Origin of the sequence: Flavobacterium ammonificans (assembly GCF_020885975.1) — a bacterium.
Lineage (GTDB): Bacteria > Bacteroidota > Bacteroidia > Flavobacteriales > Flavobacteriaceae > Flavobacterium > Flavobacterium ammonificans.
In genome coordinates this window covers 1,011,470-1,026,240 of record NZ_AP025183.1, presented here as the reverse complement: position 1 = coordinate 1,026,240, position 14,771 = coordinate 1,011,470, and the positions used below count along the sequence as shown (strand labels likewise).

Sequence of the window (14,771 nt, the reverse complement as noted above, 5' to 3'; positions counted from 1 at the left end):
GCCAAAGGAACGCTGTTTATCTTTTTTCTATCAAATAGTCGTGATAGAAATCTTTTAGTTTATTACTTTCTCTTACCACTTCGCCAATGACAATAATGGCTGGCGAACTTAATTTCTTTTCCGCCACTACATCTTGAATGCTGTCAATGGTTCCCACTCCTATTTTTTCTTTTGGAGTCGTTCCGTTTTGAATAATGGCTACCGGAGTTGTTCCTTTTGATTCGTTTTGGAACAAACTCACAATCTGCGCCAATTTACTCATTCCCATCAAAATCACCACCGTGGCTGATGATTGTGCAGCTAAAGCTACATCAGTTGACAATTTTCTATCCGAAGTAGTTCCTGTAATTACCCAAAAACTTTCTGAAACTCCGCGTTTAGTTAATGAAATTCCTTGATAAGCCGGCACTGCTACCGAAGAAGATATTCCAGGTACTACGGCTGTAGGAATTCCGAAGCTCTCTACAAAATCAATTTCTTCACTTCCACGACCAAAAATAAACGGGTCGCCTCCTTTTAAACGCACTACGTGTCCATAAGTCAGGGCATTGTCCACAATCAATTGATTGATTTCGTCTTGCGAATACGCGTGACATCCTTTTCTTTTTCCCACAAAAATCTTGATTGATTTTTTTGGTGCATAGGTTAGAATTTCTTCGTTTGCCAAGGCATCATACAAAACCACCTGAGCTTCTGCTAAAGCATTGGCTCCTTTGATAGTTAGCAAGTCTGGATCGCCTGGACCAGCACCAACTAAAGTTACTTTGGGTTGTATTGTTTTATGCATCAGCTAAATCTTTTTCTCTATATTTTTCAATCGTTTCGAAGAATGCTTTTGCTTGTTCTAAATACTCTTTCGCAAATACTTCTGAAGCTTCGTTCGCTTTAATTTGGTACACCAAATCTTTGAAAGCAGTTGCTAGTTGAATGGTATTGGTTTCCACAAAAACGGTGTCAAACAAATCGATGATTCCGGCGTGGTGGTTTGTTTTTTGATTTTCAGCAAGCAATAACGCTTTGGCAGCATTCACAAATCCTGCGTAAGTCAAATAAATGGAATCCGACCATTTTTGATCGTTCAAGGCTTCTTGAGAGAACGTCAATTTGTCTTTCGCTTCTACCAATAAAGTAGCCACTAAATCAATCACCACTCCTGCACATTCACCCACACCTACTGCTTTTACGTAGTTGTCTGCATTTCCCCAATCCACAAAATCAGCTTCTGTTAAGTTGGTTACATCGGCTAAAGGTTTCAAAAATTCGTAAAAATATTTTTCTCCTTTTGCTTCATAATAATTCAAGAACGATTGTCCATTGGCATTTGCTTCAAAATCATTTAAGATCAAACGCAAAGCATCAGGTCCTCTTCGACTTGGAATTTTAATTACTTTATCTGAAAAACGACCTTGACCGTTTCCTAAGTTACCACCTCCCAACAATACTTGAAGGGCTGGTGCTACTAATTTTCCAGAATTGATGGACATTCCTTGAAAACCAATTTCTGCCATATTATGTTGTCCACAAGCATTCATACAACCACTGATTTTAATCGTGATTTCTTGGTTATTGCTATATTGCGGATATTCGGTTGCTAAAACACGTTCTAATTCTACTGCAATTCCTGTACTACTGGCAATTCCTAAATTACAGGTATCAGTTCCAGGACAAGCCGTAACGTCATTGATGGTATTGTATCCTAAGGTAACAAAATCCAACTTGGCTAATTCTTGGTAAAAGAATGGCAAGTTTTCTTCATTAATGTTGCGAATCAAAATGTCTTGACGCAAGGTAAAACGCAATTCATTGGCTCCATAATTTTTAATCAAATCCGCCAAAGCTCTTGCTTTATCAGTGTAAAAATCACCTAAAGCCACTTTAATTCCGATGGCTACATAACCTGCTTGTTTTTGAGCGATGACATTCGATTTTTTCCAAGCTTCAAAACTTGCAGTATCTTCAATAGTCACTTTTGGCACTTCTAATGCAGGTGCTGGAATTGGACCATCAAAAGCAGTTGTGTCAATTTCTACTGTCTGAAAAGACAAGGCTTTTTTCTCTTCTTCTACCAATCGCAAGAATTCGTCTTTACCAATATCTTTAATTAAGAATTTCATACGGGCTTTCAAGCGTTTGGCTCTTTCGCCATAGCGATCAAAAATACGCAAGACCCCTTCTGTCATCGGAATAATTTGGTTTACCGGCACAAAATCTGAAAGTAATTCGGCGTGACTGGGTTGCGAACCTAATCCGCCACCTAACATTACTTTGAATCCGCGTTCTCCATTGATAATTTTTGGAATGAATCCTAAATCGTGCAAATAGCTCAAAGCCGTATCTTTATCAGAAGAAGAAAAAGACATTTTGAATTTACGTCCCATTTCTTGACACACTGGATTTCTTAAGAAAAACTGAAACAAAGCATGTGCATAAGGCGACACATCAAAAGGTTCTTCTGGATCAATTCCTGCATTTTCACTCGCTGTAATATTTCTAACCGTATTTCCGCAAGCTTCTCTCAGCGTGATATCGTCTTTTTCCAAATCAGCCCAAAGCTGCGGCGTTCTATCCAAACTTACGTAGTGGATTTGAATATCCTGACGCGTAGTAATGTGCAAACGTCCTGTCGAATATTCGTCAGACACTTTAGTAATACGCACTAATTGTTCGCTGCTCACTTTACCAAAAGGCAATTTGATACGAATCATTTGCACCCCTTCTTGACGCTGACCATACACTCCTCTGGCCAAACGAAGACTACGAAAACGTTCGTCATCAATTTTTCCTTCTTTGAATAATCGAATTTTTCTTTCTAAATCGATAATGTCTTTTTGGACAATCGGATTTTCTATTTCGGTTCTAAAACTTTCCATTTTTTTGGGCTTTGAGCCTTGAGCTTTGGGCTCTGGACTATTATTTTAATGATTTTGGTCTATTTCTAAACCCTGTCTTTTTATTCCTTTAGAAACTTTAGGCTCAAAGCCCAAAGCCGATAGCTTTTATTTAATTTATAAATCCAACTCCCGCTGTTGTGTTGGTATTGGCGTCAATTAAAATAAACGCTCCATTTGATTTGTTATCATTGTACTTATCAAAATACAATGCTTTGCTTAATTTGATCGTTACTTCTCCAATTTCGTTAATCGCTAATTGCGTAGCGGGAGTTGCTCCTGAATAATCTGTCGCAATCACATTTTTGATTGCATCAATTTTAGCCAAAACTCTATTCGTATTGTGTTGTACCAAATACTTGGTTCCCGGCATTAATTTCTTGCTGTCCATCCAGCAAATAGTCGCATTAATATCTTTTTCTACTTGCGGTAATTCTCCTGATTTCACAATCATATCGCCTCGAGTCACATTGATGTCGTTTTCCAATTCAACTACAATAGACGAACCTGCTTTAGCCTCATCAAATTGTTGGTCAAAGAAGTGTATTTTGGATACTTTTGATTCGGTTAACGAAGGTAAAACCGTAACGGCATCGCCCACTTTAATTGAGTTCCCGTATAATTTTCCAGCATATCCTCTAAAGTCGTGGTATTCTTCGGTTTTTGGACGAATAACCGTTTGCACAGGGAAACGCGTTTTACCGGTTTCAAAAACATCTTCAGGTTTCAAATCTTCTAAATGTTCCAATACTGTTTGCCCAGTGTACCAAGGCATATTTTCTGATTTATCAGCCACATTCCCTCCATTAATAGCACTCAACGGAATGTAACTTACGTTTTGTTCTTTGAACGAACTTTTGGCATTTAAGGCTTGGAAGTCGGCTTTGATTTTGTTAAAAACTTCTTCTGAATAATCGACTAAGTCCATTTTGTTTACTGCAACAATTACCTCTTTCACACGCAATAAATTATTGATAAAGAAGTGTCGGTAAGTTTGCTCAATCACTCCTTTACGAGCATCAATCAAAATGATCGACACTTGAGAAGTCGAAGCTCCTGTTACCATATTACGCGTATATTCTACGTGACCAGGAGTATCGGCAATAATGTAACTTTTCTTTGCAGTCGAAAAATAAATATGGGCTACATCAATCGTAATCCCCTGCTCTCTTTCGGCAACTAAACCATCCGTAGCCAAAGAAAAGTCAAGATAATCGTAGCCTTTTTGCTTGCTGCTTTTTTCTATTGCTTCAATTTTATCCGTAGTCAATGATTTGGTATCATACAATAACCTCCCGATTAAAGTACTCTTTCCGTCATCTACACTTCCTGCTGTTGCTATTTTTAAAACTTCCATGTTTTTAATTAGTTATTGGTTGTCGGTTGTTGGTTGTCGGATTCTCAACTTAAACAAAACCGCACAAAATAGTTAAAACTTACATTCTAAAAGGGGTTGGGTTATTTATAACCTATCAACTAATAACCATCAACCAAATCCTTTTTTCTAAAAGTACCCTTGTTGTTTTCTTTTCTCCATTGCAGCCTCTGAACGTTTGTCGTCAATTCTAGCCCCTCTTTCAGAAATGGTTGACGAGCGAATCTCTCCAACTACTTCTTGAATGGTTGCTGCATATGATTCAACAGCCGCCGTACAACTCATATCACCTACCGTTCTAAAACGAACAATTCTCTCTTCAATTTCTTCATCTTCCTCTTGGTAAACAAATGGCGAATGCGACCAAATCAATCCGTCTCTTAAGAATACTTTACGTTTATGTGAAAAATAAATCGACGGAATTTCGATTCCTTCTTGTTCGATATAACTCCAAACGTCTAATTCTGTCCAGTTGGAAATTGGGAAAACACGAACATTTTGACCCAACTCAATTTTACCGTTCAACAAATCGAATAATTCAGGGCGTTGGTTTTTCTCATCCCACTGACCAAAATCATCACGTACCGAAAAAATTCGTTCTTTCGCTCTTGCTTTTTCTTCATCTCTTCGCGCTCCTCCAATACAAGCATCAAATTTGAATTCTTCAATCGCATCCAAAAGCGTTGTAGTTTGTAAGCTATTTCTGCTCGAATATTTCCCAGATTCTTCTACTACTTTTCCTTGATCAATAGCATCTTGTACATTGCGAACAATTAATTCTAACCCTAATTCGGCTACCAATTTATCTCTAAATTCAATCGTCTCAGGAAAGTTGTGACCTGTATCCACGTGCAACAATGGAAAAGGAATTTTAGCTGGAAAAAAGGCTTTTTGTGCCAATCGTACCAAGGTAATTGAATCTTTTCCACCTGAAAAAAGCAATACGGGTTTTTCAAATTGAGCAATTACTTCTCTAAAAATGTATATCGCTTCGCTTTCTAAAGCATTTGTTTTTACTATTGAACTCATTTATCATTGTTTAAAAGTTTAAAGTTTAAAGTTTAAGGTTTGTTAACCTCTTATCATTAAACTTTCCACTACTCTTTAATTATTATATTCTAATCTCTAATTACTATTGACTAATAACTATTTTTGGTGTAACCCACATTCTTTATGACTTGATTCCCAAGACCATCTCCCTGCCCTAATATCTTCACCTGGAAGAATTGCACGAGTACAAGGCGCACAACCAATGCTTACAAAACCTTGTTTGTGCAAACTATTTTGAGGGACGTTATTCTTTTCTAAATATTCTTCTACTTGGGGTAAGGTCCATTTTAACAATGGATTGAATTTAATGATATCAAAATGAGCATCGTATTCAAAAAAGTTCAAATCACTTCTATTCTCTGATTGCTCTGCTCTTAAACCGGTTATCCAAATGGCATTGCCTTTCAAAGCTTTGGTTAAGGGCGCTACTTTTCGAATGAAACAACATTCTTTTCTATTTTCTACCGAAGCATAAAAACTATTTGGACCTTTTTGATTTAACAAACTTTCTACTGCAATTGTATCTGGAAAATAAGTTTTAATTTCGGTTTTGTATTTTTTCAATGTTTTATGAAACACATCGTATGTTTCTTGGAACAAACGCCCTGTATCCAATGTAAAAACCTTTATTGGCAACTGATTTTTACCAATCAAATCAGTAATTACCTGATCTTCTTGTCCAAAAGAAGTAGAGAAAACCACTTGATTTGGATATTCATTCGCCAAAAAAGCAAGCGTCTCCTCGATAGAGAAGTCTTTTGTTTTTTCCAATAAACTGGCTACGACTGATGTACTCATTATAGTAATTTAGATAAGGTTCGTAAACTTAAAATGACAATTAAAATTCCCACTGCAATCATCATCGGCTTTCTTTGAATTTTATTTACTAAAATGGCAGCAATAGGCGCTGCAATTACGCCTCCTAAAATCAAACCAATAATTACTTGCCAACCTTCAATTCCACCAAAAAGCATAAAAGTTAACCCACTGGCAAAAGAAACAGCAAACTCGGCAGCATTTACAGAACCTATCGTGTAGCGAGGATTTCTACCACGTCCTAACAAGGTAGAGGTTACAATTGGCCCCCAACCACCGCCGCCAACAGCATCCATAAAACCTCCAAAAGAAGCAAGAATACTTAATCGTTTGGTCTTCTTTTTGACAATGTTCTTTTGAGCTGCTTTTCTAATAATTATTATAGCCAATACAATCATATATACGGCAATAAAAGGCTTTATTACATCTCCGTCAATTACATCAGACAGTAAATAGGCTCCTGTAACAGAACCCAAAACTCCAGGAATTAACAAATGCCTTACTAGTTTTTTGTTGATATTTCCAAAACGATGGTGCGATATAGCCGAAACTCCTGTAGTAAACATCTCTGCAACGTGAACTCCTGTGCTGCTTATTGCAGGCGGAATACCATAAGCCAATAAAAAGGAAGTGGAAGTAGCTCCATATCCCATTCCTAAAGTGCCGTCTACTAACTGAGCAAAAATTCCAATTAAGAAAAAAACCAACAACTCTTGGTCAAAACCTGCTACCAAACTATCCCAAGAAAACTCAGCATGATGATTGTAAATCAAACTAGAAATCAAACCTGCCAATAAAACAACAGGGATAATTACCCAAAGACGCTGAAAAAAAGTAGTCTTGATTTTTGGTGAAGTTGTATCCTTGATTAACTGATTGCTCATTTCTATTAGTTATATTTTATTTAAAAACTATTATCCTATCGGATTAGTAGATTAAAATGCAAAAGTAATTCTTTTTTACTAATTACAAAAAGGAATTTAAAAAAGTTTAGATTTAAAAAGAGACGTCTGCGAGGGTGTTGTTTTCGAGTATCATCAGCGTGTTATCGCGGACTTCGGTCATTAATTTATGTACTGAACAACTCGCTTCGTCCACACAATCATCACATTTTTCATAAAAATTGTGACTTACGCAAGGTAGTAATGCAATGGGGCCTTCTAAAATACGGTACACATGCGCCATATTGATGTCTTTGGGATCTTTAATTAAATAATATCCGCCCCCTTTTCCTTTTTTGGCACCCAAAAAACCGGAATGACGTAACAATAATAAAATGCTTTCTAAAAACTTAATCGAAATATGTTCGCTCTTTGCTATTTCAGCAATTTGCACAGGCGTATGATTTTCTTGGCGCGCCAAGAAAGTCAATGCTTTTATTCCGTATTTTGTTTTCTTTGATAACATGTATTATAGGTACGATTTACAATGTGGGATTTACGATGTGCTAAATTATAACACTAAATCGTAAATTCAATATTCAAAATCGTAAATTTTAAGATAAGGCTTGTTCCAAATCAGCAATTACATCCGCAACGGTTTCTAAACCTACCGAAACACGAACTAAACCATCAGTAATGCTTACCGCTAAACGTTCTTCAACAGATAATTTACTATGCGTTGTAGAAGCGGGATGTGTTACAATTGTTCTAGTATCTCCAAGATTTGGCGACAAAGAGCATAATTTTATTTTATCCAAAAAGGCTCTTCCGGCTTCGATTCCGCCTTTGATTTCAAAAGCGACAATATTGCCTCCTAACTTCATTTGCTTTTGTGCAATGGCATATTGAGGATGCGATTTCAAAAACGGATATTTAACTTTATTTACTTGTGGATGGTTTTCTAAAAACTCGGCTACTTTCAATGCATTTTCACAATGTTTTTCCAAACGAACGGCTAATGTTTCCAAACTTTTTGACAAAACCCACGCATTAAAAGGAGATAAAGTAGGTCCTGTTAATCGAGAAAAAAGATAAATATCTTTAATCAAATCAGATCTACCCACTGTAATTCCACCTAAAACACGTCCTTGACCGTCCATTAATTTTGTAGCTGAATGTATCACCAAATCGGCTCCCCATTTGATAGGTTGTTGTAAATAAGGCGTTGCAAAACAGTTATCAATGATTAAAATCAAATTGTGTTTTTTAGCAATTTTTCCCAATAAATCCAAATCGATAATATCTACCGCAGGATTGGTTGGCGACTCCGCAAATAAAATTTTAGTATTGGGTTGAATACAACTTTCTATTGTTTCCGGAGCATTAATGTCAAAATAAGTCGTTTCAATGTTCCACTTTGGGAAATAATTCACAAACAACGAATGGGTTGCCCCAAAAACACTACTCGCCGAAACAATATGATCTCCCGATTTCAATAAAGCCGCAAAAGTAGAATACACCGCTGCCATACCTGAGGCAAAAGCAAAACCGGTTTCGGCACCTTCCATTTGGCATACCTTATTGATAAATTCAATTGTATTGGGGTTGCTATATCGGCTATAGATATTGCGCTCTTTTTCGTCTGCAAAAGAAGCACGCATATCTTCAGCATCTTCAAAAACAAAACTAGAGGTTAAGTACAAAGGCACTGAATGCTCCAAATATTGTGTTCTTTCTAATTGACCGCGTATCGCTTGGGTTTCAAAACCGAAATCTTCTTCGTTCATTGTAGTTGTATTTATTTTTTTAATTCGCTAATTCCACTCCATTCAATACTACTTTGTACAATATTGTTGCTGTAGGTTCTAAAGTTTTGGAAACAGAGCAATATTTTTCAAAGGATAATTGTGCCGCTCTAGCCGCTTTATCTTCGTTGATTGGGCCTTCTAAAAAGAAAACAACCTGAATCGTTTTAAATGGACTAGCGTCTCCTACTGGTACGCGCTCTCCTTCTACCTCAGCTTTAAAGGAAGTTATTTCTTGACGTTGTTTTTTCAAAATCGAAATCATATCGATTCCGCTACATCCTGCTACTCCCATCAATACCAATTCCATTGGACTTGGTCCCATATCATTTCCTCCATACTCTGGACGCGCATCCACATTGACAAGATGCCCTCTATCATTTTTCAATTGAAAATGAAAGTTATCATTTACTCTTTCTAATGTTATTTTCATATTAGCCCCTCCCCGACCCTCCCCATATGGGAGGGAGTTTAGACTGGAGGTAAGTCGTATTTTAAGTTAGTACTGTGTAAATTTAAAAATCTCTTTTATAATCATTAAATAAAAGACGAATCCTACTTAATTCTATTTTTAATATCTATTTTCTCCTTGTTCATTCCCCCTTTGGGGGTTAGGGGGCTTTACCCTTTGTCTGACAATCTCAAAATATCTCCAAAAACACCTCTTGCAGTTACTGCCGAGCCTGCTCCTGCTCCTTGAACTACAATCGGTCTATCGCCATACGATTCCGTGTATATTTCGAAGAATGAATCCGATCCTTTCAATCCGCCTAATGCCGTATCTGATGGAACTGAAACTAATTTTACTTCTAAATTTCCTTTGTCACTTTGCAAATCGCCTGACAATTCGCCAATGTAACGCAACACGTGATTCGGTTGTTGTTCTGCTTTTATTTTGGCGTAGACCGCATCAAATTCTTTCAATTTAGTCAAAAATTCAGATGCGCTTCCTTCACGCAAATGTTCTGGAATTAAATTCTGAATTTCAATTTCTTCAAATTCGTTTTGCAAATCCAATTCACGTGCTAAAATTAATAATTTTCTACCCACATCATTTCCACATAAATCTTCTCTTGGATCGGGTTCGGTATAACCGTTATCAATCGCCTCTTTCAAGATGTCGCTGAACGGAACATCTTTAGCTGAGAAATTATTGAACAAATAACTCAATGTGCCTGAAAACACTCCTTTAATTTTAGTGATATTTTCTCCTGAAAGGTGCAATAATTTAATCGTATCAATCAATGGCAAACCAGCACCAACATTGGTTTCATACAAATAGGTTTTTTGATTGTCTGCCAATACTTTGCGTAGTTTTTTGTAGAAACTATAACTCAAGGTATTCGCTACTTTATTAGACGAAATTAAGTCAAAACTACTTTCTATCAACGGAATGTAATTCTCAACAAATTCAGCACTAGCAGTATTATCTACTGCAATTAGGTTTTCCAAATGATGCTCATTAGCATAATCAATTACATCTTGAATAGTATATAAAGTTCCTTTGTTTTGGATTTCGTTTTTCCAATTGGGTGTTACTCCATTCTTATTTAAAAGTACATTTTGTGAATTGGCAATAGCAAAAATATTCAACTTCACATCTTTACGTTTTTCAATAGCAGTAGCCGATTCCAAAATTTGATTAATCAAAGTTCCGCCTACTAATCCGTGTCCAAAAATGGCAATGTTGATTTTTTTGGAAACCCCAAAAATCTCTCCGTGAATTACATTCAAGGCACGATTCAATTCGGATTTTTTTACTACCAAACTCACGTTTTTACCCGTAACCGTGTTGTTGAACAAAATCGGAACAATCTTGTTCTTAATCAAAGCGGTATATGGTTTGTGAAAAGTGCTTAAATCTTGTCCAATGATAGAAATCACCGACACATTATCCGTTACCGAAATTTTATTCACATCTTTCGAATAGAAATCATTTTCAAATTCTTTCTCTAACTGGATCATCGCTAAAGATGCTTTATCCGCATCAACTACTAAACCAATTCCTCGCTCTGAAGAACCTTGCGAAATAATACTTACACTGATGTCATTATCACCCATGACTTTAAAAATTCGGGCATCGACGCCTGTTTTTCCAAGCAATCCACGTCCTTCTAAATTTACCAAAGCCACATTTTCCAAAACAGAAAGTGTTTTGATTCCTTCTTTACTGGCTGTAGAACGAATTAAAGTTCCTTTATTTTCGTGATTGAAGGTATTTAAAATACGAAGCGGAATATTTTTTTCCAATAACGGAATAATCGTTTTAGCGTGTAAAATGGTAGCCCCAAAATTAGCCAACTCATTCGCCTCGTTAAACGTCAAATAATCAATTTTCTTGGCGTCAGGCACTAAATCAGGATTTGCAGTGTAGATTCCGTCTACGTGGGTGTAGTTCTGTAATTCTTCCGCATCCAAATAATTAGCAATCAAAGAAGCGGTATAATTACTTCCGTTTCTTCCTAAAGTAGTCGTTACGTTTTTAGCATTCGAAGCAATGAAGCCTGTTACAATATTCACTGCATCTTCATTTTCTTTGAAATACTGAATTACATTTTTCTTAGAAGCTTGTTCAATTGGTTGCGCATCGCCAAATTTCGAATCGGTTTTAATTAATTCTCTACTGTCTGCAAAACGCGCATTTACACCATTATTAACCAAAATAGCCGTCAGTAATTTTGCCGAAAGCAATTCGCCAATTGACAAAATTTGGTCTTTAATTTTGCTGCTATAGTCTCCAATTAAGCTTACACCTTCAAATAATTTTTCAAGAACAGTAAATTCCTCTGAAAAATCAACATCTATAAAACCATTTTGCTGTTCCAATTTGAATTGGTCCAACATTATCTTATAACTTTCATTTTTAGCAGCACTATCCAATATTCCCTCCAACTCATCAGTGGCATTGCCACGTGCTGAAACCACCACGGCTATTTTTTCGCCTTGGTTCACTTTGTCTAAAATAATTGCAACTACTTTATCTAATCCTTCTCCATTGGATAATGATTTCCCTCCAAATTTTAAAATCTTCATAGTATTTGATTTTTGGTTATACCACTAAAAAATGGTAGCCAATAAATTATGTAATTGTTGGTATTCTATCAAAAAAGCGTCGTGACCGTGAATGGAAACAATCTCTTGATAGGATACATTTTCTTTGTGTTTTTTTAATTCTTCATAAGTAGCACGGTTCTCATTTGCCGTAAAAAACAAATCAGAATCAATCCCAATAATATGAATATGCGCTTCTATTGTTGATGCTATTGATACAAATGAATCTCTTCCTCTTGTAATATCAATCGTCTTTAATAACTGGTTCATCATTTTGTATGCCGATAGCTGAAAACGCTTTTGCAACTTATTACCGTGATGCGCTAACCAACTTTCTACATTATACACTTGCAATTCTTCATTTAGTGTCCGTTGAAATTTAGCCGAAAAAGAGGCTGGCGTTCTATAACACAACATCGCGTGAATGCGGGCGTCTTCAATTGGTTTTGACGAATTGGCTAAAATTTGCTCTTGCAAAAAACAATTCGCAATCAACCAATCTGTCGATTTCCAATCGGTTGCAATCGGAATTAAATGTTGGGTAATTTTAGGTTCTAAAGCTGCCATTTCCCAAGCAATTCCGCCACCAACAGAACCTCCAATTATCGCAAACAACTGCTTAATTTGCAAGTTTTTAATTCCTTGGTTAAATAACCGTGCAACATCTCTTGCATTGAAATCTTTGTAATTTTCTATCAGGAAGCCATCATATCCGTTACCAGGAACATTGAATGCCAAAACGGTGTATTTCAATGTGTCAATGGTTTTGCTTTCGCCAATAAGATCATTCCACCAACCTTGTTCTCCAATAACTTGAGAATTTCCCGTCAAGGCGTGATTGACCAAAACAATGGGTGCTGTATTCAATTGAGGTCCAAAAACTTGGTAACTTAAATTGATTATAGGATAATGTTCACCACTTTCTGTGGTGAAATTATGTGTTTGTATTTGGTTGAATTTATTTTCCAATGTCAAATCGGTTGTAAATATTGATTTGTGCTGGAAATATTAGAAAGAAAATCTAGAAGTAAACTAGAAAAAATCTCGTGTTATCTTTCCACATTACTGTGGTAGAATGCAGCACCTTCTTCGATTTACCGAAGGGTTGCTAAGGCTTCACTGGGTCTAATCCCTCTACCTTTCTTTATAACATTTCAATACGTTTATTTGAACTTTGAATTGCAAATTAACGTCATAATTATTAAAAAAACAAATCTCGCCGACTTATATTCAACCTAAGATTGCTCTGATTGCAGTAATGTTTCTCCTGCCAACTGTGAAAATTTTAGTTATTTTTCATTTGTAAGAATCAATCTTACACCTATAACACAACTTTACAACAGAATCAAATCGTTTTATTATGAATTCATCAAAACGAAAGAAAATTGAAAATGAACTCATTTTTTTTATTTCATATTAGTTAAACCATATAAATTTTAAAAAAAAGACAAAGTTTAATTTGGAAATCAAAATCGTTTTATAACTTTGCACTCTAATTTCAGAGGAAAAATTTGAACTGATTGCAACCTCGTTAAAAAATGCTAAAGCAGGAACTTCCCTTTAGCATTTCGTGGCAACACCCTTTTTTCCTCGCTTAATTTTAAATAAAATTAAATTATTATGGCTTATTTATTTACGTCAGAATCTGTGAGTGAAGGACATCCAGATAAAATAGCTGATCAAATCTCCGATGCATTAATCGATAATTTTTTGGCATTTGATGCCGATTCAAAAGTAGCTTGTGAAACTTTGGTAACTACTGGTCAGGTGATCTTGGCTGGAGAAGTTAAATCCAATACCTACTTAGATGTACAACAAATTGCTCGTGATGTGATCAAGAAAATTGGTTACACTAAAAGTGAGTATATGTTTGAAGCAAATTCTTGCGGTATTCTTTCAGCTATTCACGAACAATCAGCTGATATCAATCAAGGAGTTGATAGAGCCAGTAAAGAAGAACAAGGAGCAGGTGACCAAGGAATGATGTTTGGTTATGCTACCAATGAGACTGAAAACTACATGCCTTTGGCATTGGATTTATCTCACGCAATTTTGATTGAGTTGGCTAACTTGAGAAGAGAAAACAACGAAATCAAATACTTGCGCCCTGATGCTAAATCTCAAGTAACTCTTGAATATTCAGATGACAACAAACCAGTTCGTATTGATGCGATTGTAATCTCTACACAGCACGACGATTTTGATGAAGAAGCTAAAATGTTAGCTAAAATCAAATCAGACTTGGTTAGTATTTTGATTCCACGTATTAAAGCGAAATACCCACAATATGCCCATTTATTCAATGATAATATTACCTATCATATCAACCCAACAGGAAAATTCGTTATAGGAGGACCTCACGGAGATACTGGTTTGACAGGAAGAAAAATCATTGTTGATACCTATGGTGGAAAAGGTGCTCACGGTGGTGGGGCATTCTCCGGAAAAGATCCATCTAAAGTTGACCGTTCTGCAGCCTATGCAACCCGTCATATTGCTAAAAATTTAGTAGCAGCAGGATTATGTGACGAAGTTTTGGTGCAAGTATCGTACGCTATTGGTGTGGCAAAACCAACATCAATCAACGTAAACACTTACGGAACTTCTAAAGTAAATTTGACTGACGGAGAAATTAGTAAAGTAGTGGAAGGTATTTTTGATATGCGTCCGTACTTTATTGAGCAACGTTTGAAATTAAGAAATCCTATCTATAGTGAAACAGCTGCTTACGGACACATGGGACGTACTCCTGAAACGGTTACTAAAACTTTCTCTGCTCCTGGCGGATTAACTAAAACTGTTACTGTAGATTTATTTACTTGGGAAAAATTAGATTTTGTAGATGCTGTAAAAACAGCTTTTAAATTGTAAATCTTTTTATCCAAAAATATAAAACGAGTTTTCT

12 protein-coding genes and 1 riboswitch are annotated in these 14,771 nt (G+C 36.1%); of the genes, 1 reads left to right on the top strand and 11 read right to left on the bottom strand.

Annotation, left to right across the window (positions count from 1 at the left end; genetic code table 11):
- Positions 1 to 16: 16 nt before the first annotated feature.
- The 11 genes from cobA to LPC23_RS04405 form a co-directional block, all read right to left on the bottom strand.
- Positions 17 to 787 carry a uroporphyrinogen-III C-methyltransferase gene (gene cobA / locus LPC23_RS04455; protein ID WP_229331414.1) on the bottom strand — a complete coding sequence of 257 codons (771 nt, stop codon included), beginning with the start codon at positions 785 to 787 and terminating at the stop codon, positions 17 to 19.
- A complete protein-coding gene (locus tag LPC23_RS04450) occupies positions 780 to 2,870 on the bottom strand; it encodes a nitrite/sulfite reductase (protein ID WP_229331412.1) in 2,091 nt (696 codons plus the stop codon). The genes cobA and LPC23_RS04450 overlap by 8 nt, the downstream gene beginning before the upstream one ends.
- 130 nt (positions 2,871 to 3,000) lie before the next feature.
- On the bottom strand, positions 3,001 to 4,245 hold the full coding sequence (locus LPC23_RS04445; protein ID WP_229331410.1) for a sulfate adenylyltransferase subunit 1: 1,245 nt from the start codon (positions 4,243 to 4,245) through the stop codon (positions 3,001 to 3,003).
- A gap of 147 nt (positions 4,246 to 4,392) precedes the next feature.
- Entirely contained in the window at positions 4,393 to 5,292 is a 900-nt protein-coding gene (gene cysD / locus LPC23_RS04440) for a sulfate adenylyltransferase subunit CysD (protein ID WP_089081165.1), read from the bottom strand.
- Between the two features lie 117 nt (positions 5,293 to 5,409).
- Positions 5,410 to 6,111, bottom strand: coding sequence for a phosphoadenylyl-sulfate reductase (locus tag LPC23_RS04435; RefSeq protein WP_229331408.1), 702 nt, complete (start codon positions 6,109 to 6,111; stop codon positions 5,410 to 5,412).
- Positions 6,111 to 7,013, bottom strand: a complete 903-nt coding sequence (locus LPC23_RS04430; protein WP_229331406.1) for a sulfite exporter TauE/SafE family protein — start codon at positions 7,011 to 7,013, stop codon at positions 6,111 to 6,113. The genes LPC23_RS04435 and LPC23_RS04430 overlap by 1 nt, the downstream gene beginning before the upstream one ends.
- 112 nt (positions 7,014 to 7,125) lie before the next feature.
- Complete coding sequence (locus LPC23_RS04425; protein WP_229331404.1) at positions 7,126 to 7,536, bottom strand: RrF2 family transcriptional regulator; 411 nt, start codon at positions 7,534 to 7,536, stop codon at positions 7,126 to 7,128.
- An 88-nt stretch (positions 7,537 to 7,624) separates the two neighbouring features.
- Positions 7,625 to 8,797: a trans-sulfuration enzyme family protein gene (locus tag LPC23_RS04420; RefSeq protein WP_229331402.1), complete on the bottom strand. Its 1,173-nt coding sequence runs from the start codon at positions 8,795 to 8,797 to the stop codon at positions 7,625 to 7,627.
- A 19-nt stretch (positions 8,798 to 8,816) separates the two neighbouring features.
- Positions 8,817 to 9,248, bottom strand: coding sequence for an OsmC family protein (locus LPC23_RS04415; RefSeq protein ID WP_229331400.1), 432 nt, complete (start codon positions 9,246 to 9,248; stop codon positions 8,817 to 8,819).
- 188 nt (positions 9,249 to 9,436) lie between these two features.
- On the bottom strand, positions 9,437 to 11,848 hold the full coding sequence (thrA, locus tag LPC23_RS04410) for a bifunctional aspartate kinase/homoserine dehydrogenase I (RefSeq protein ID WP_229331398.1): 2,412 nt from the start codon (positions 11,846 to 11,848) through the stop codon (positions 9,437 to 9,439).
- 24 nt (positions 11,849 to 11,872) lie between these two features.
- Positions 11,873 to 12,835 carry an alpha/beta fold hydrolase gene (locus tag LPC23_RS04405; protein ID WP_229331396.1) on the bottom strand — a complete coding sequence of 321 codons (963 nt, stop codon included), beginning with the start codon at positions 12,833 to 12,835 and terminating at the stop codon, positions 11,873 to 11,875.
- Between the two features lie 77 nt (positions 12,836 to 12,912).
- Positions 12,913 to 13,019: riboswitch (SAM riboswitch) on the bottom strand.
- Positions 13,020 to 13,486: 467 nt separating this feature from the next.
- Here LPC23_RS04405 and metK point away from each other — a divergent pair.
- A complete protein-coding gene (metK, locus tag LPC23_RS04400) occupies positions 13,487 to 14,737 on the top strand; it encodes a methionine adenosyltransferase (RefSeq protein WP_229331394.1) in 1,251 nt (416 codons plus the stop codon).
- Positions 14,738 to 14,771: the final 34 nt, after the last annotated feature.